The 19,455-nt window shown below is 45.6% G+C and carries 13 protein-coding genes; 7 read left to right on the top strand and 6 right to left on the bottom strand.

All coding sequences use genetic code 11. The annotated features are described in order from the left end of the window. Window positions 1-35: 35 nt before the first annotated feature. The 5 genes from AAGC78_RS20655 to AAGC78_RS20635 all read left to right on the top strand — a co-directional run bounded on the left by AAGC78_RS20655 (window position 36) and on the right by AAGC78_RS20635 (window position 6,832). Window positions 36-1,958 (top strand): PrkA family serine protein kinase, encoded by a 1,923-nt coding sequence (locus AAGC78_RS20655; RefSeq protein ID WP_435786003.1) that lies wholly within the window; start codon window positions 36-38, stop codon window positions 1,956-1,958. 61 nt (window positions 1,959-2,019) lie between these two features. Continuing rightward, entirely contained in the window at window positions 2,020-3,294 is a 1,275-nt protein-coding gene (locus AAGC78_RS20650; RefSeq protein ID WP_435786002.1) for a YeaH/YhbH family protein, read from the top strand. After that, window positions 3,291-4,790 (top strand): SpoVR family protein, encoded by a 1,500-nt coding sequence (locus AAGC78_RS20645; protein ID WP_435786001.1) that lies wholly within the window; start codon window positions 3,291-3,293, stop codon window positions 4,788-4,790. Before AAGC78_RS20650 ends, AAGC78_RS20645 begins: the two co-directional genes overlap by 4 nt. 228 nt (window positions 4,791-5,018) lie before the next feature. Then, the gene (locus tag AAGC78_RS20640) at window positions 5,019-5,939 is read left to right on the top strand and encodes a polysaccharide deacetylase family protein (protein ID WP_435786000.1); all 921 of its coding nucleotides are present in this window, start codon (window positions 5,019-5,021) and stop codon (window positions 5,937-5,939) included. A 17-nt stretch (window positions 5,940-5,956) separates the two neighbouring features. Further along, window positions 5,957-6,832 carry an alpha/beta hydrolase gene (locus AAGC78_RS20635; protein ID WP_435785999.1) on the top strand — a complete coding sequence of 292 codons (876 nt, stop codon included), beginning with the start codon at window positions 5,957-5,959 and terminating at the stop codon, window positions 6,830-6,832. 55 nt (window positions 6,833-6,887) lie between these two features. On the opposite strand, the gene AAGC78_RS20630 is transcribed toward AAGC78_RS20635, so the two are convergent. From AAGC78_RS20630 to AAGC78_RS20610, 5 genes are all read right to left on the bottom strand, one after another. Continuing rightward, the gene (locus tag AAGC78_RS20630) at window positions 6,888-8,324 is read right to left on the bottom strand and encodes an alpha/beta fold hydrolase (RefSeq protein ID WP_435785998.1); all 1,437 of its coding nucleotides are present in this window, start codon (window positions 8,322-8,324) and stop codon (window positions 6,888-6,890) included. Next, window positions 8,325-9,044, bottom strand: coding sequence for a TrmH family RNA methyltransferase (locus tag AAGC78_RS20625; RefSeq protein WP_435785997.1), 720 nt, complete (start codon window positions 9,042-9,044; stop codon window positions 8,325-8,327). It lies immediately after the preceding gene. Window positions 9,045-9,292: 248 nt separating this feature from the next. Beyond that, window positions 9,293-12,172: an endo-1,4-beta-xylanase gene (locus AAGC78_RS20620; protein WP_435785996.1), complete on the bottom strand. Its 2,880-nt coding sequence runs from the start codon at window positions 12,170-12,172 to the stop codon at window positions 9,293-9,295. A 195-nt stretch (window positions 12,173-12,367) separates the two neighbouring features. Then, complete coding sequence (locus AAGC78_RS20615) at window positions 12,368-13,993, bottom strand: NAD(P)/FAD-dependent oxidoreductase (protein ID WP_435785995.1); 1,626 nt, start codon at window positions 13,991-13,993, stop codon at window positions 12,368-12,370. 129 nt (window positions 13,994-14,122) lie between these two features. After that, on the bottom strand, window positions 14,123-15,052 hold the full coding sequence (locus AAGC78_RS20610) for an NADP-dependent oxidoreductase (RefSeq protein ID WP_435785994.1): 930 nt from the start codon (window positions 15,050-15,052) through the stop codon (window positions 14,123-14,125). A gap of 187 nt (window positions 15,053-15,239) precedes the next feature. On the opposite strand from AAGC78_RS20610, the gene AAGC78_RS20605 reads away from it, so the two are divergent. Beyond that, window positions 15,240-17,750, top strand: coding sequence for an esterase-like activity of phytase family protein (locus AAGC78_RS20605; RefSeq protein ID WP_435785993.1), 2,511 nt, complete (start codon window positions 15,240-15,242; stop codon window positions 17,748-17,750). 136 nt (window positions 17,751-17,886) lie between these two features. Further along, window positions 17,887-18,507, top strand: a complete 621-nt coding sequence (rlmE, locus tag AAGC78_RS20600) for a 23S rRNA (uridine(2552)-2'-O)-methyltransferase RlmE (RefSeq protein WP_435785992.1) — start codon at window positions 17,887-17,889, stop codon at window positions 18,505-18,507. Between the two features lie 14 nt (window positions 18,508-18,521). On the opposite strand, the gene AAGC78_RS20595 is transcribed toward rlmE, so the two are convergent. Next, the coding region (locus AAGC78_RS20595; protein WP_435785991.1) for a helix-turn-helix domain-containing protein at window positions 18,522-19,455 on the bottom strand (934 nt) is incomplete at its 5' end.

Genomic DNA, 19,455 nt, shown 5'->3' with positions numbered 1-19,455 from the left:
CTTTTGCCGCTTTAGTCGCTAACCCGAGGTAGATTATGAGTATTTTCAGTCATTACCGCGAGCGTTTTGAAACTACCCAGCAGGAAGAATTATCGATCAAGGAGTATCTCGAACTCTGCAAGAAAGATCCCAGCGTTTACGCTTCCGCCGCCGAGCGCATGCTGATGGCGATTGGCGAGCCAGAAATGATTGACACCTCACAAGATGCCCGCCTGAGTAGAATCTTCTCCAATAAAATTATTAAACGCTATAAAGTGTTTAATGAATTTTATGGCATGGAAGAATGTATTCAACAGATAGTGTCGTTTTTCAAGCACGCAGCACAAGGGCTGGAGGAAAAGAAACAGATTCTCTATTTGCTCGGCCCGGTAGGCGGCGGTAAATCTTCGCTGGCTGAAATGCTGAAAACCTTAATGGAAAAGACACCTATTTATTGCATTAAGGGTTCCCCCGTTTTCGAATCGCCGTTGGGACTTTTCAATCCTGACGAAGACGGAAAAATTCTTGAAGAAGATTACGGCATCCCGCGCCGTTACATCAAAACTATCATGTCACCTTGGGCAGCAAAACGCTTACATGAATTTCATGGTGATATCACGCAATTCAAAGTTGTAAAGATGTACCCGTCGATCCTGAATCAGATTGCGATCACTAAAACTGAACCGGGTGATGAAAATAATCAGGATATTTCGTCGCTAGTCGGTAAGGTTGATATCCGTCAATTGGAAGAGTTTCCACAAAATGACCCGGATGCCTACAGTTTTAGCGGTGGGCTGTGCCGCGCGAATCAGGGCTTGATGGAATTTGTGGAAATGTTCAAAGCACCGATTAAAGTGCTTCATCCACTATTGACGGCAACGCAAGAAGGTAATTTCAACAGCACTGAAGGCCTCGGTGCAATTCCGTTTGATGGCATTATTCTCGCGCACTCTAACGAATCTGAATGGCAAAATTTCCGCAACAACAAAAACAATGAGGCATTTATCGATCGCGTTTATATCGTAAAAGTGCCTTATTGCCTGCGCGTAACGGAAGAAATGAAGATTTATGAAAAGCTGCTGCAAAACTCTTCATTGTCCAAAGCACCTTGTGCTCCTGATACCTTGCGTATGCTCGCGCAGTTTTCGGTGTTATCGCGTATCAAAGAGCCCGAAAACTCTAATATCTTTTCCAAGATGCGTGTCTACGATGGCGAAAACTTAAAAGATACTGATCCGCGCGCAAAATCATTGCAAGAGTATCGCGATGCCGCCGGTGTTGATGAAGGTATGAATGGATTGTCTACTCGCTTTTCGTTCAAAATTCTATCGAAAGTATTTAACTTCGATCCGACCGAGATAGCGGCTAACCCCGTGCACTTGATGTATGTGCTTGAGCAACAAATTGAGCAGGAGCAATTCCCCAAAGAGGTGCAAGATAAATACCTCAATGCCTTAAAAGAATTCATTTCTCCAAAATATGTCGACTTTATCGGCAAGGAAATCCAGACCGCCTATCTGGAGTCATACGCTGAATATGGGCAAAATATTTTTGATCGCTATGTCACTTACGCTGATTTCTGGATTCAGGACCAGGAGTACCGCGATCCTGAAACGGGTGAAATTCTTAATCGATCTTCGCTCAATGATGAGCTTGAAAAAATTGAGAAGCCAGCAGGTATCAGCAATCCAAAAGATTTCCGCAACGAGATAGTGAACTTTGTGTTGCGCGCTAAAGCAAACAATGCCGGTAAAAATCCGGATTGGCGTAGCTACGAAAAATTACGCATTGTGATTGAGAAGAAAATGTTCTCCAATACCGAAGATTTGTTGCCGGTTATTTCCTTCAATGCCAAAGCATCAGTGCAGGACAAAAAGAAACATCACGATTTTGTCCAGCGTATGGTGGAGCGCGGCTATACCGAAAAACAAGTGCGGCTATTGTCTGAATGGTATTTGAGAGTCAGAAAATCGCAGTAGCGTGTTTTAGGTAAAGCGGTTTTATTCGCTTTCGTGCGTTGTTAAACATTAAGGTTGAAGTATGAGTTACATCATTGATCGACGTCTTAATGCTAAAAATAAAAGTGCCGTAAATCGCCAACGCTTTTTACGGCGCTATCGCAACCAAATTCAAAAAGCTGTTGCCGATGCGGTAAATGAGCGTTCAATTACTGATATCGACAAGGGTGGAAAAATTAGTATTCCGGCGCGTGATATTAGTGAGCCCAGTATTTATCACGGGCAAGGTGGCTATAACACTCGCGTGTTGCCCGGCAATAAACAATTTTCAGAGGGCGATAAAATTGCGCGCCCTGATGGTGGCAGCGGGCAGGGTAGTGGCGGAAATGCCAGTAATTCCGGCGAAGGTATGGATGATTTCTCCTTCACCCTTTCGCAGGAGGAGTTTCTAGATTTTATGTTCGATGGTTTGGAATTGCCCAATCTGGTCAAGCGGCAATTATCTGGATTGGAGGAATTTAAAACTGTACGGGCTGGTATTGCCAACGAAGGGCAGCCTGGTCGAATTAATATAGTGCGCTCCTTGCGCTCCGCGAATATGCGTCGCATTGCATTGTCATCGGGTAAGCGCCGTCAGCTGGCAGAGCTGCAGGATGAATTACTGCGTTTGGAATTACTCCCCGATGCGTTGCGCGAAACAGAAAAGATCGTGCAGCTGCGCGAATCTATTGCCAAATTAGAGAAAGCGATTTCACGTATCCCTTGGTTGGATACTTTCGATCTGAAATACAATCTCCATATCAAGCATCCTATCCCTCGTTCCAAAGCGGTCATGTTTTGTATCATGGATGTGTCTGGTTCAATGGATCAGGCAACCAAAGATATCGCCAAGCGATTTTTTATTTTGCTCTACTTATTTCTGCAGCGCAGCTATGAAAAAACGGAAATCGTTTTTATTCGTCACCACACCAGTGCTAAAGAAGTAGACGAGGATGAATTTTTTCACTCCCGTGAAACTGGTGGGACGGTTGTTTCCAGCGCATTGCGATTGATGGATGAAATTATCCAGGCTAGATATTCACCAGAACAGTGGAACATCTACGGCGCGCAAGCATCTGATGGGGATAATTGGGGGGAGGATTCGGATGTATGTCGCGATATTCTAGTCGATGACCTGTTGCCGGATTGCCAGTATTTTTCCTACATCGAAATCACTAACAATGAGCATCAGGCATTGTGGACAACTTACGAAACCATTCGCGATGATTATCCTGATCATTTTGCGTTGCAGCATATTCGCGACGTGAGTGATATCTATCCCGTATTTCGTGAACTTTTTCATAAGAAGGTTGCATGAAGAAACCACTGTTTGTGACATCTGAATGGAATTTTGATTTGATTCGCGAGTGCGACCAAATTCTTGCCGAGATTGCCCAAGAGTTTGGTTTGGATATTTACCCCAATCAGATCGAAGTGATTAGCTCGGAGCAAATGATGGATGCCTACTCTTCAGTAGGTATGCCTATCGGCTATAGTCACTGGTCTTATGGAAAACAGTTGCTGAGTACGGAGAACTCCTACAAGCGCGGGCAGATGGGGCTTGCCTACGAGATAGTGATTAATTCCAATCCTTGTATCGCGTATTTGATGGAAGAAAATACCATGACAATGCAGGCGCTAGTAATTGCGCATGCGTGTTATGGACACAATTCTTTTTTTAAAGGCAATTATTTGTTCCGCACTTGGACGGATGCCAGTTCCATTATTGACTATTTGGTATTTGCCAAAAACTACATCAGTAAATGCGAAGAGCGTTACGGCATAGCGGCGGTGGAAGATGTTCTGGATTCATGCCACGCGTTAATGAATTATGGAGTGGATCGCTATAAACGCCCATATCCTATTTCTGCGGAAGAAGAGGAGCGGCGCCAAAGCGAGCGTGAAGAGTATTTGCGCAAACATGTTAACGATTTATGGCGAACTATTCCAAAATCCAATGTGGATGACTCACATAAAAATGCTCCCCGTTTCCCTCCCGAACCGCAAGAAAATATTTTGTATTTTCTGGAAAAGAATTCACCTCTGCTTGAACCATGGCAGCGCGAAGTAATACGTATCGTGCGCAAAATTGCCCAGTATTTTTACCCGCAGCGTCAAACACAAGTGATGAATGAAGGTTGGGCGACCTTCTGGCATTACACCTTGTTAAATGAATTGCATGCCCGCGGTTACGTGGGTGACGGTTTTATGCTGGAGTTTTTGCAGTCACACACCAGTGTGGTCGCCCAGCCGGCATACGATAGCCCGTATTTTAGTGGTATTAATCCCTATACCTTAGGCTTTTCAATGATGAGCGATATTCGTCGTATTTGCGAAAATCCTACCGATGAAGATCGTGTTTGGTTTCCGGAAATTGCTGGTTCAAATTGGAAAGAAACCTTGCAGTTTGCGATGAAAAACTTTAAAGATGAAAGCTTTATCCTGCAATTTCTATCGCCAAAAGTAATGCGTGATTTAAAACTGTTCAGTATTGTTGATGATGATCAGCAAGATAAAATCAATGTGAATGCAATCCACAATGAAACAGGATTCAAGCGCTTACGCGAAACTCTGGCGGGGCAATATAATCTGGGAAATCGTGAACCCAATATCCAGGTTTACAATGTGGATGTGCGTGGTGATAGATCGCTAACGCTTCACCATTACATGCATAATCGCCGTCCGTTGGGCGATTCAACGCACGAAGTGTTAAAGCATTTACGTCGGCTCTGGGGGTTCGATGTGCACCTGCACTCAGTAGATGGTAGTGAAATTAAAGCCAGTTACCATTGCACGCAAGATAAAGTGAGCTAATTTGGTGTGCCTCCAGTGTTGTTGTTTCGATAATAAAAATCCTATTTATTGATATGATTGCCATGAGGTAGTCATATCAACTCACTCTGTTATCCCTGATTCCCTTCATTTGTGAACTTTACTATTTTGGCATGGTCAGTAAAATCCATGAACCAATGGAGGCTTTTTCGTTTGTGTGAAAAATAGCCTATCCAAATTTGGAATAAAATCTATAACAATAGGATATTTATGAACGCTATCTCCCTCTATTTCATGTTCGCTTTGTCTTTGCTAGTTACCTCGGTGGTTAATGCACGCGAAATAGCGCTTACATTTGATGATGCACCCACGCCTGATTCTGCATTGATGACAGGGCAAGAGCGCACAGAAAAACTCATTGCTACCTTAACTGCAGCCAAAATACCTGATGCGCTTTTCTTTGTGAAAGCGGATTACATTAACGATGACACGCGTACTCGTTTGAAAAAATATACTGCTGCCGGTTTTCATTTGGCCAATCATAGTTACAGCCATAAATCGGCGAGTGAACTTGGTGCAGTGGATTATCCTGTTGATGTTTATAAAGCTCAGTTGCTACTAAAGCCCTTTGCAAATGTATTGCCCTATCATCGTTTTCCCTTCCTGCATTATGGTAAGGATCTGGCAATGATTACGTCATTGCAACAATCACTCACTGATCTCGGTTATAAAGATGGTTATGCCACCGTCGATAATTTTGATTGGTATATCAGTTCATTGCTAACCAATGCGGCGGAAGAAAAGAAAACGATTGATTATGAGAAAGCGCGAAAATTTTATGTAGAAACACTTTACGAGTCGATTGAGTTTTATGACGCTATCGCTCAAAAGTCACTTGGTCGTTCGCCACAACATGTGATGCTGTTGCATGAAAACGATGCGGCTGCATTATTTGTTGGCGATTTAATTGCTCACTTGCGCGCTAAGGGCTGGAAAATTGTTAGTCCGCAACAAGCCTATCAAGATCCGATTGCACGAAATTTTCCCAATGTGGCATTTCATAAACAAGGGCGAGTCGCGGCTATTGCCAATAGCAAAGGGGTGCCTGAATCTGAATTGCGTCATCCATCAGAGAATGAAACCTATCTCAAACAAGCTTTTGTTGCTGCCGGCATTATTAAAAATCAATAAACCAAAAGGAATTGCCAATGTCTGGTAAGAAAATTTTTCTGTTGGGCGTTATATCAGCGATTGCTAATTTTATTGTGTCCGTTCATGCGGAAGAAATACCGCCTTTTGGATATCCGCCATTTAGTACGCTCAGTATTCACGCTAATAGTAACAATAAAGATTATGAGCTATATATACAGCTTCCTCCGTCCTATTCTGATACAAAAGCCACCTACCCATTAATCATTGTCAATGATTCACGTTTTGCCTTTCCGGTTACCAATGGTGCTATGGCATTGATGGGCAATAATGTGGTTAAAGAGGCAATTGTAGTCGGTGTCTCCTATGCTCGAGGCGAAGATCGTACTATTAGCCGCACACGCGACTACACACCTACTTATTCGCCAGGTGAGCCCAACGGGCATTCTGCTGCTGCTCGAAAAGCGTCTGGCCATGCAAAAGAGTATGTGACTTTTTTAGCGGATCAAGTAATTCCCTTGCTGCAAAAAAATTACCGTATAGATGCCAATAATAAAGTTTTTGTCGGCCATTCGTTTGGTGGATTACTGGGAAGTTACATTCTGGTAAACAGACCTGAGCTGTTTGATCACTACATTATTGGCAGTCCATCGCTTTGGTATGACGATAAAGTGATATTCAAAATGGAGGCCGCCTATGCAAAAAATAGTAAATCATTAAACGCGCATGTAATGATTTATGCCGATGACGACAATGGTAATCCCAACAACCAAAAAATGGCTGAAGATGTATTGGCCTTTGAAAAGGTTTTACGGTCACGCAATTATTCAGGATTAAATTTAAAGGTCGAGATTATTAAAGGTGAGAATCACCATAGCGTATTTCCGGGGCTGCTATCGCGCGGACTCATGGCAGCTATTCCACTTAAGAAGTAAATCTAGTGTTTCGATAGCGCCATGAACTGAATGAAGTAACCTAAGGAACAGTTTTTTACCAGCGTGCATTTTCCAATTCGATGTCTTTGTGCAGGTAGCGGCCGTTGCTTGTTTTGCTAACAGAAAGGATTAGACGGGATTTTTTGGTGGCGTTGAACGATATGTTTTGGGTGAATTGAATTCCTGCGAAATCGATACGGGAGTTATCTACAGTAACCAAGCCGGAAATTGAACCGCCGGTAGCTAGTACGGAAGAGTTGGTAATAGTTAATGAAGTCTGTGGATTGGTAAAGTGTGAGTTTTGGATTGCGGCTGCTGAGTCGGTAATTATTATTTCGTTGGCGGTAACGCCATCAAGTGTTACTTCTGTGCAGCCATTTAATGTGATGCGGGTGTAATTTCCCGTCAATCTATCACCTGAGCGTTGCAGGCATTCATAAGCTTGTGGGGTGTTAGTTATTTTGTCTGCTTTTGCTTGGGTTATCGGTTTGTTGAATTGTTCAATTATCCACTGCGATACATCTTTTGCATGCGTCGCCATAGGAACATGTCCAGCGCCGTCAATTATCTTTAAATTGCTGTTGGCGAGAGTGGCAGAGAGAGTTTGTGCTGTCCGCAGGGGAGCTATCTGGTCATTGCTGCCCCACAAAATTGAAACGTTTTTTTGTGTTGTAAAAATAGCCGCTGAAAAGTCTTCTTCTATCAAACTAAGTGCTGCGTTGATATTCGGATAGTTCTGTAACGTCTTTCCCCACACAACATTGCTTTTACCTAAAAGACTGGTTGGGTCGGGTAAACTCAGTAATTTTTCAATAATTGTATTGCCGATATCCTGTAAACCTATTGCATAAGTTAGTAATGGGTTTATGGATTGTTCAGAGCCTGTAGGTATGCGATCTGTCGCGCTGTGTTTTACAAAAGCAGTGCGCTGCAAAATGCCTGCTGCATCAATCAACATGATTTTTGCTATGTCATCAGGGTATCTCTCTGCATAGCGCAATGTTACTGCACCCCCCATTGAATGGCCGACAACAGTGACAGGCGTTTTACTAAAATAAGGTTTTATAAAATGTAAAACATCGGCATAAGTCGTTGGTGATAATTTGGTTTGCGGGCTGGGTGAATTTGCAAAGCCGGGTAAGTCAATCATTACTACACGATAATGTTGTTCCAGTGCTGGTGTAAGTGACAACCAATCGCGCAGGCCATTTTGGCCTAAGCCATGAACCAATATTATTGTGGGAGCGTTTGCTTTTCCCGTCTCTGCCAGAAAAATGCGTGTACCCAGGTTTGGATTCTCCAGCCAGTAGCTTTTCCAGTGGGGCGGTAACTTAAACTGTGCGGCGGTGACCGGTATTAATGCGGAATTATTGTTGGTTGTCGTGCGCCCCAAGGCAGCATCGACAGTGTTGGCAACTGTGTCCAACCAATCTGCAGAGGTTGATATCGATAATGACAGTAAAAATGAAAATGTAATTATTTGGCGAATCATTTAACGCATCAGCTCGTAAACACACATGTTCACCGCTGATGCAAGGTTCAGCGATTCTATTGCGCCACAACCGGAAATGGTAAAAGGTTGGGCATTCATTTGCTGCAATGCTTCACGTGGTACTCCGCGTGCTTCATTGCCAAATACATAACAATCAAAATTCTTAAAGCTGGTATCGCTTAATGCTTTTCCATCCATATCGAGTGTGGCGATGGACTTGAATCGATTATTAATGGATTCAAGTGGTACATCCAGTTCCATCGACACATGAAAGATTGCGCCCATGCTGGAACGAACTACTTTGGGATTGTAAGGATCAACTGAGCCGGGGCTGAGTAAACAGCGAAAATTTCCGAACCATGCAAGGGTTCTTAAAATAGTTCCGAGATTGCCTGGATCTTGTACTTCATAAAGATAGACAACCTTTTCTACAGAGGCCTGCGCGCTTGCCGTGAGCAGGGGTGCAACTGCCACAATGCCTTGTGGTGTTTTTGTATCAGACATTTGGGCCATGTGTTTTTCACTGACCAGATGTTTATTAAAGCGGCTGGGGAAATCCTTAAACGATTCGGTGACATAAAGCTCGCTGTTTTTTAGCGCCGGGTTAATGGCTGCTGCTTTTTCCAATTCCAATACCAAATGCTCACCTTCCACTAAAAAGTGGCCAAGCTCCGTGCGGTATTTTTTTTGGTGAAGTTTTTTAATATCGTCGAGTTTCATAAGCTAAGGTCAGGTTTCACAAATCGTTGGCCAGTGTTTGCTGCATTCAGCATAACTGGGTGTGTAGTCATTGTATCATCTGAAGGTGAGAGCAAACAAAAGAAGACAGTAGGGCGTAGATTAGATGGAATGTATGTGCGTGCACGCACACAGGAATTATGGGTAGGCGAGGGATTACTTGGGAATTGTTATAGAAATTCGTCAATACAATGCACCGGTGGATGCATTACATCCACCGGTGCATCAGCTTACTTGGCCGTAATGATTACATCATCAACAAACAGATTAATCCCGCCTGCCGGGCCTTCGGCATAAATCAGGAAGTCGTTAATGACACAGTCGGCGGGTATTACCAAATCGCCTGTGAGTGTCGACCAGGAGCCTTCAGTCACTGCTGAAGTATTAGCAACCCAGCTATAAGTTGTGTCTGCCCCGCAGGTGAGTTTGCGAGTGATATTCACCGGTGCCGTAGCGGCACCTTGAATGGTAACAGCCATACTGACGGAGTAGGTTTTTCCTGCAGTAAGCAGCGGGCGCAAGTTGCTGTAAACCGCCGGGCCGTTGCCGCTGCGATTACTCAACTTCAAACTGTAGTTGCCGGATTTGGCAATTTCAGTTGATGCCGCAACCGTTCCATTCCATGACGACCAGCCATTTACGTTGCCCAATTCAAAATCACCATTGCTCACTAAATTAGCGGTGACCAGCTCGCGCACCTCTACATCATCCAAATAAATATCAATACCGCCAGCAGGGCCTTCAGCGTAAATCAGCAAATCAGTTAATTCGCATTGCGGCACATTTAACTGGCCGGATAATTCTACCCATTGCAAATTATTGATAGTGACAGGGCTCACTAGCCAACCGTAAGTATCGCTACCAGCGCAGCCAATTTTGCTGGTGATATTCACATTTGCCGATGCAGCACCCGCAATACTTGCCCAGAGTTTTACGGCATATTTTCCACCGGGTTTTACCAGCGATTTCAAGCTGTAGGCTGCAGGACCGTTGCCATTGCGATTACCCAGTTTCAATGCGTAATTGCCATTGTGTGGATTCAATGTGTCGGCCGTGATGGTTCCGTTCCAACTAAACCAGCCAGCAGTATTGCCGCTTTCAAAATTACCATTGTTGATGAGGTTGGGGCCGTAACCGGTGCCTGCATCTGGTGCGTGGAATTTAATGAAATCGATATTCGCAACACCATAGACATTATTAAATTTAATGTAAACATCGTGCTCACCACTAACCGCAGGCCATGGAATAGTGATGGATTTTGCCGTGCTCCAGCCACCGCTGGACTCAAGATTTTTTTCTGCCAGTGGTGGTGTATCCAAACTATCAAGGTGGATGGAAATTGAACCTACATCAGCGTTACCTTTGAAATAGGTGAAGCTGAGTTGATCCCATGCCGTTTGGAAGTTCACTTTTTTGAATGCGATCCAGTCGCCATTGTCGGTATAAGAAACTACATCACCAGAAGCGATAATACCGCTGCCCTCATCGTATTCTTCCGCTTGCAACGTCAGGCCAGTTGCGTCGCCGCTCCAACCGGTGGGAATATAATCGGGTACAGTGCAATTGGTGCTTCCTGCTGCGTAGCACAGCATCCATTCAAAACCAGGGCGCAAAGTTTTATTGCTGCGAATAAGATAAGCATGTTCTCGCCACATATGACCTTGCAAATGCCCCCAGTGAGTGACACCAACCACCGATGGGTTATCCCAGAAAATGGTGAATAGATCGCGCATGCGGTTTGCGTGCTGTGCATCGTTTTTGAAATTCAAATCAAATTCCGAAATGTAGATCGGCAAACCGGTTGCGGCGAGAGTTTCCAGATTTTTCTTCACCACATCGTTTTCGGCGCGTTCTAAAAAGTGTGATTGCAAACCTATACCGTCAATTAAATCGCGCTCTTGCAGCAATTGAATCAGCGTCAGATATTCCTGCGTGAAAGATTCCATGATCAGGATTTGGTAATCATTCAAAATCAATTGTGAGTTGGGGAAGTGCACCCGTGCCATCTCAAACGATTTAATCATCCAATCCCAACCGGTTACACCTGCACCACCTAATGCATTTCTAAAACTTGGCGGTGCATGCAGTGGTTCGTTAACAACATCAATCATTTCCAGATCGGGATAGCGTTGCGCAACAGCTGCCATCCATTCATCAATCTCGATAAGTTGTTCTTCAGCGGTGAGATTGTTCATCCAGTTTGGCGCTTGCTGTCCCCAAATAAGCGTATGCATTTTGAAGGGCATGCCATTGGTTTTGGCGAAATTGTAGGCGTAATCCAGCCCCGTCCAGTTCATCACATTGCGAGTTGCTTCAACGCTGCCCCATTTGCCGGCGTTACCGGGAGTTAGTTGATTGAAGTAGGTTGGTAAGTCTGCAAATTCCGCTGTGCTATCCACTGCGGAACCGAGGAAGCGATTACCGATGCTAGTAAAGACGCGAACTTCTTTTGAGATGGTTTTATTTCCGCTTGGGTCATAAGCCGTTGCAGTGTAAGTCTGGCGACCATTGTTATTATTTGTGATCGGAAGAGTGAGCGTAAACGGTGCTTTGTTAATTTGGCCGATTACAACTCCATCTAATTCGAATACTACTTTGCGTACTGCAACGTTATCCGTTGTTTGCGCGCTGAGAGTAATATTGGCGCTGCTAGTAAATAGCTTTTTATTTACACTCAGGCTAATAGTAGGTGCTTGGGTATCGCAGTTTTTGCCGTTGATTGAAATTATATAACCCGTCGCACCAGAGTAAACTCCAGTGCCGATGTAACCAAACTGATAGTTGCTGCCTTTAGGAATTTTTTGATACTGCAACCAGCTGGGGGAATTTACAAAATAACCATTTTCGACAGGGCTGTAATCCGCCTGATAGCCATCGCGAATACTGGTGTTGCCGACATCCAATAAAATTTTAAAACTGGTGGCGACTTCGCCGGTTTTATTTGTGACCGCCGACCAACCCTGATACGACGTCGGGTTAGGCCAGGTTGCATAAAGCCCGGAATTAACACTGTAACCACAGTCACCTGTGTTGAGCGTTTGTGCGTGTAAATGCGAGGCAAAAATGAGTGTGCCCGCTGCGCAGGCGAGCGGTAGTAGCTTGAGGGACATGATGTTCTCCGTTGTTATTAATTATTGCGTTGGAGCCAGGGTTATTTCCTTTTAGCGCCCGGATGCATATCCCGTAAACGTAAAGACAGCGTGAATAACCTTATGGTCATTCATACTAGTAGACAAGCGCTATTGGAATCAATAGCGCTTTTGCGATTAAAACGATGAGTAATAGAAACTGAAAGCGGAACGTTTTTACTGATGAATATTCAGGTCGGCCAACATAGCTTTGGCGACCGCTTCAGCGACTTTAATTCCATCGACACCTGCAGACAAAATCCCTCCCGCATAACCAGCGCCTTCACCAGCGGGAAATAAACCGCGCGTGTTCAAGCTCTGCAGTGATTCATGCTCTCGTGTGATACGCACAGGCGATGAGGTGCGGGTTTCAATTCCGGTGAGGATGGCATCGGCGCGATCAAAGCCGCGAATTTGTTTGCCAAATTCCGGCAGGGCTTCGCGGATCGCTTCGATCACATAATCGGGAAGTGACGGCGCTAAATCGCCCAGCAATACGCCGGGTTTATACGAGGGTTCAACTTCGCCGAATTCGCGCGATGCTTTGCCGCGAATAAAATCGCCCACCAATTGCCCTGGCGCGCAATAATCATTACCGCCCAATTCAAATGCGCGTGACTCCAGTTTTTCTTGCAGTTCAACTCCGGCGAGTGGGCCGCCGGGAAAATCTTCTTCTGGTGTAATTCCCACTACAATCCCCGCATTGGCATTGCGTTCGTTACGCGAGTATTGGCTCATGCCGTTGGTAACAACGCGATTGGGTTCTGATGTTGCCGCAACAACCGTTCCGCCCGGGCACATACAAAAGCTGTAAACCGCACGGCCATTTTTTGCGTGATAAACAACTTTGTAATCCGCCGCGCCGAGTTCAGGATGACCTGCATATTTACCCAAGCGTGCATGATCGATAATCGATTGTGGGTGTTCGATACGGAAACCCACGGCAAACGGTTTTGCTTCGATATAAACACCGCGTTCGTGCAATTTACGAAAAGTATCGCGCGAGCTATGACCCAGCGCGAGCACTACATAACGGCTGAGCAGCTCTTGCCCATCACTCAGGGTTACACCCTGAATTCGGCCATTCTCGATAATAAAATCGCTGACTTTACTTTCAAAGCGCACTTCACCGCCGAGCGTTTTAATTTCTTCGCGCATTGCCGCCACCACACCGGTTAAACGGAAGGTGCCTATGTGAGGTTTGCTCACATACATAATTTCTTCCGGCGCACCGGCGCGCACAAACTCGTGCATCACTTTGCGGCCGTAAAATTTTGGATCTTTAATCTGGCTGTAGAGTTTGCCATCGGAAAATAAACCGGCACCACCTTCACCAAATTGCACGTTGGATTCAGGTGTTAATACTTTATTTCGCCAGAGTGCCCAGGTGTCTTTCGTTCTTTTGCGTACATCTTTACCGCGCTCCAGCACAATTGGTTTAAAACCCATTTGCGCGAGCGTGAGTGCCGCGAATAAACCGCAGGGGCCGAAACCAATTACCAGCGGGCGCTCGGTTAAATCGGCAGGTGCTTCAGCGACGGGATAATAATTAGTATCGGGGGCAGGGCGAATATTTTTATCATCGGCAAAACGGCCGAGAATTTTTTCTTCGTTGTTTGCCTGCAAATCGATGATGTAGACAAAGGTGATTTCGCTGTTCTTTTTGCGCGCGTCGTAGCTGCGTTTAAATACAGTGAAATCGATAAGATCAGTGTCTTTGATTTTCAGGCGTTTGACGATGGCGGTACGCAAAGCGTCAGCGGGGTGATCCAACGGCAGTTGGAGTTCGGTAATGCGAATCATTATGGCTCCTGGCCGGTGACTTTCCGGCAAAGGGGGGAAGAAGAAAACCCGCACATTTTACGCGGGTTAACTCAATCTAGCCAAGATTAAAAACATCTAGTTGGGGGATTAAAAACTCGCCAGTTAAGGCTAGTTCTGGTCAGCCGCTATCTGCAGGACGATCTTGCCGCGGGTGCGCCTTGTTTCCGATAGTTCAAGCGCTTGTTTCACTTCGGATAAGGGCAGCACTGTTGCGATATGAGGCACTAATTGCTGGCTGTCTACCAGCGCGCTTATGGCTGCGAGATCATCCGGATCAGATTTGCAGAATACCCGTGCGAGGTGATCGCCATAAGTATTGCGTTGTTCTTCGGTGGGAAATTCTACGGCTGTGACAAAATAACCACCGGCTTTTAACACGCTAAATGCTTGTAGATAGGTTTCGCCGCCCACCGTATCAAATACCAGGTCTACATCACTCACCTTATCGGCGAGCTTTTCGCCGGTGTAATCTACAAATTCATCCACTCCCAGTTGTTCGACGAAACTTTTATTACGACCCGAGGCTGTGCCTATTACATAAGCGCCTTTGGCTTTGGCGAGTTGCACGGCTAATGAACCTACACCGCCGGATGCACCGGTAATTAAAATGCGCTGTCCGCTGGTCAATTTGCCTGAATCAAACATACCTTGCCACGCGGTTAGCGCGGCGAGCGGAATTGCTGCTGCCTGAATATAATCGAGTTGCTGCGGTTTAAGCGCTACATCTTCCACTTGTGCGATAGCGTATTCAGCAAATCCTCCGGTGCGGATTTTTCCGTAGACTGCATCGCCCGGTTTGAATCCGCTGACACTATCGCCCAATTTTTCAACAACGCCTGCGATTTCACTGCCGAGTGGTATTGGCAGTGTTAATCCAAAACGCGCGCCCGCGCCGCTGCGAATTCTCCAGTCCACCGGATTTACACCGGCGGTGTATACCTTTACTAAAATTTCGCCAGCAGCGGGTTGCGGAATGTCCCGTTCAATCAGATTGATGACATCGTTATTGCCGTATTCGTTGATAACTACCGCTTTCATATTGAGACCTCAAAATTCAAACGCATTTTATTAATTGCTCACCAGAATAATTGTTACGCATTTACGACTCAATAAATCCCGATAGAATTTGTCATCAAAGCTTCATGTTTTTGACATGGTTTAGTCATAAACCCTCACCATCCTTGCGGGCTGATTGTCTTCCTATTCAACCTCTAAAGGATCAGCCATGCAATTTGCAAAAAGAATACTCTCTCTGGCCGTGATTGCCAGTTTGCCCGCCCTGATGGTTGGCTGCGGTGGTGACGATGGTAAAAATGGTACCAACGGCTCCAATGGTACAAATGGCAGCAATGGTAGTAATGGAACTAACGGCAGCAACGGTGCCCAAAGCCTGATCACTCAAACTGTATTGGCCGCTGGTAATGCCCAGTGCTTTAAAGGTGGAGTAAAAATCGATTCTGGTGTCGATGCCAATAACGATAAAGTGTTGCAGGCTACTGAAATTAGCCAAACGACTTATCAGTGCGATAAATCAGCAATCAACCCGCAAATGAATTTTAATCGCATTGCAACCATTCAGAGTTGTATGCAGATCAATGCCACCTGTAATACTAATGATGTAACCGCAGCAGAAATTGTGGCGGCAAGCACTGATGGTATGACACTGGTGTACACCGACAGTCCGAAAAACCAAATTGGTTTTGTGAATATTACTAACCCAAATTCACCAAAAGCCATTGGCGTTCTCGCGATGGGTGGTGAGCCAACATCGATTGCTGTGAAAGGTAGCAATGCGTTGGTTGCGGTAAATACATCTGCTGATTACGTCAATGTTTCAGGCAAATTAGCGGTTGTAGATATCGCTACTAAAACGCTGGTTCACTCAATTAATCTCGGCGGCCAACCAGATTCTATTGCGATCAGTCCTGACGGAAAATATGCGCTGGTTGTTATCGAAAACGAGCGTGATGAAAGTTTGAACGGTGGCGTACCACCGCAATTACCAGCCGGTAAATTGGTGATTGTTGATTTAACGGCTGCTGCACCTACTGCGTGGACTACACGCGATGTAGATTTAACTGGTATCGCAATGCTTTATCCATCTGATCCAGAGCCGGAATATGTTGATATCAACTCCGACAATATTGCGGTAGTCACTCTGCAAGAAAATAATCACATTGCATTAGTGAATTTGGTAACTGGCACAATCGTTCGTCACTTTACTGCGGGCAGTGTGGATTTGGTTAATGTTGATTTAACGGATGATCGCCCTGCAGTTATTAAACCCGTTGAGGTACAAAGTGCGCGTTTGCGTGAGCCTGATGGTGTTAGCTGGATTAACAATGAATATTTTGCCACCGCTAACGAAGGCGATTTAAACGGCGGCACCCGCGGCTTCAGTATTTTTAATAGCATGGGTGAGGTGGTGTGGGATTCCGGCAGTGATCTGGATGATATGGCAATTCGTTTTGGCCACTATCAAGATCGTCGTTCCGATGCAAAAGGCAATGAACCAGAAAATATTGAGCTGGGCGTATTTGGCGATGAACGCTTCCTGTTTGTAAACTCCGAGCGTTCTAGCCTGGTGTTTGTTTACGATCTGGCTGATCCGAAAAAACCGGTATTTAAACAAGTGTTACCAGCAACTGCTGCACCTGAAGGTGGCTTGGCAATTCCATCACGCAACTTGTTGGTTGTTGCTTCTGAAAGCGATTTGCGTAACGTAGCGATTCGTGCGGGCATTAATATTTATTCTTACAACACCCAAGCGCAAAAATATCCAACTGTACAATCGGTGAATCGTGCTGACGGTAATCCGATTCCATGGAGTGCGCTCTCTGCATTGTCGGCAGATGCAAACAATCCAAACATCCTCTATTCAATTGAAGACAGCTTCTTTGGTCAAAACCGTATTTTCACCTTGGATGTCAGCAGCAAGCCAGCGTTGATTGTGGGCGAAATCAAAATCATGGATAGCAAAAATGTATTTGCAACCTCGGGTGTGAATGCAGGTTTGCCCGCGTTTACCAATGCCGAATTGGCGGCGATGATTAACGCGGATAAATCAGTAAATATTGATCCGGAAGGTTTGGCGAAAGCGAGCGATGGCGGTTTCTGGATTGCATCTGAAGGTTCTGGTGCAGCAGCTAGCGCCGCGTCAATGAACTTGATTTTCAAAACCGATAGCCAAGGTGTAATTGAATCGGTTATCAGCTTGCCTGCAGAAGTAAATGCATTGCAAACCAATAACGGTTTTGAAGGTATCGCGGAATACAACAACAGTTTGTATCTCGCATTCCAACGCGCGTGGGGCACTGAGGCTAATCCGCGTATTGGTATTTACGACCTTGCCAGCAAAACCTGGAAGTTTGTGTTTTATCCGCTGGATGCTTACAGCTCGCAATACGCGGGTGGTTGGGTAGGTCTGTCGGAAATTACTTCAATCGGCAATGGCGAATTTATGGTGCTGGAGCGCGATAACCGTGGCGGTCCGGATGCATCGATCAAGCGTTTGTACAAAATCAATCTGCAAACCTTTACCGAAGGCGAAACCATTACCAAAACCTTGATCAAAGATATCAAACCTATTTTGGGCGGCACTACCGGTCCACTGTTGGAGAAGGTAGAAGGCACCGCGTTGATGGCCAATGGCGATGTATACATTGTGACCGATAACGATGGTGTGAATGATCACAGCGGCGAGACCCAGCTGATCAATTTGGGCAAGTTGTTTTAAGAATGACTCTTTAGTTGTGTGGTTTGAGGGAGCTTCGGCTCCCTTTTTTATTGCTATGTGGTTTGTTTGCCCGTTTTGTCTTATCCAGCCCAACCCCTTACAATGGCGAGGTTTCCGTAGTTAATTCGAGTTATCCATGGCCAGATCCAAAAGTAGCAACCGTTGGTTGGAAGAGCACGTCAACGATCCTTATGTCAAAAAAGCACAGGTTGATGGCTATCGCGCGCGCGCGGCTTATAAGCTGATTGAGCTGAACGAAAAAGACAAATTGATCCGCCCGGGCATGATGGTTGTGGATTTGGGTTCGGCACCGGGCAGTTGGTCGCAAATCGCCGGGCGTTTGGTCGGTGTGAAGGGCAGGGTAATTGCGTCTGATATTTTGCCGATGGATTCGCTGGAGCACGTGGATTTTATCCAAGGCGATTTCACCGAAGAATCAGTATTCAACCAAATTATGGATAAACTCGGTGGCGCGCGTGCGGACGTAGTTATCTCCGATATGGCGCCCAACATCAGTGGTGTTGACGCAGTGGATCAAGCCTCGTCTATGTATCTGGTTGAACTCGCATTGGATATGGCGCGCAGCGTGTTAAAACCCAAAGGCGATTTTGTGGCAAAAGTTTTTCACGGCGAAGGCTACGATGATTACGTGAAAGATGTGCGCACCTCGTTTGAAAAAGTAGTTATACGCAAACCCGATGCTTCACGCCCGCGCTCGCGTGAGGTGTATGTTGTTGGCAAAGGATTTAAGCAATAAATGTCAGTAGCAAGTTATTGCTCTTTTATCCGTTTGCGATACTCACTCGGCGAAATTCCCGTCACCCGTTGAAACTCTTTGTTGAAATTGGATTTGGTGCTGAAACCCGCTTCAAGCATTAGTGTGGTGATGGGCATATCTTCTTGTTCTGTTAATAAAATCTGCGCGGCTTTCACGCGACAATCGTTCAGGTATTGTGAAAAACTGCCGCCGTAAATGCGGTTGATGGCTTGGGAAATTTGTCGTGCTGGAATAACCAGAATCCGGCCGGCGTGCTCCAGTGTGATACCTCCTTCCTGTTTATAAAGTTGGCGTTCTGCCACTACCTGTTCCCAGCGTTCAAAAATAGCTTTGGCTTCATCATCGCCCAGGGTTTTGGCTTTGCTTGCGCGAAGGTCTTGCAGGGCATGCATACATTCAATTACCGGTGCGCGGATGATCACCAGCAATAAAGTGAATGCATGCAATATCAAGAAAGCGCCTGAGCCGATTAACGCCGATACTGATTCGCTCGGTTTTACGCCATTACTTATTTCAATGTAGGCGCAGACTTCCACCAGCAGGTTAATCGCAATCAGCACCGTAAGGATAAACAACCAGCGGTAGGCAGAACTTGCATATTGTCCCAAGGATTCAAGCCGCGTTTTTGCTCCCATTAGTAAGCGGATCACTATCGCAAGGTAGAGCGCGAAACTGCCGATGATCAGGTAGTCGATGGTCCAGAGCAACGGAATTTTCAGGAGCCAGATTGTCGGTATGAACAGCGCGGGTAACAAATGCAGCGCGCGGATTTTTGCCGGATACGCATTCCCCACCAAACTGGCGTAGTAAAAATAAATGGCCGGGCCGAGGGTCATGGCGATACTGGCGCGCAAAAGCATTGCCAGTTCCCAACCAAAACTCAGGATCAGCACTGCCAAAAAATTCTGCAGGGCATAAAGCCCGTAG

The organism is Cellvibrio sp. (assembly GCF_039207905.1).
Classification (GTDB): domain Bacteria; phylum Pseudomonadota; class Gammaproteobacteria; order Pseudomonadales; family Cellvibrionaceae; genus Cellvibrio.
This window is presented reverse-complemented; position numbering and strand designations above follow the sequence as displayed.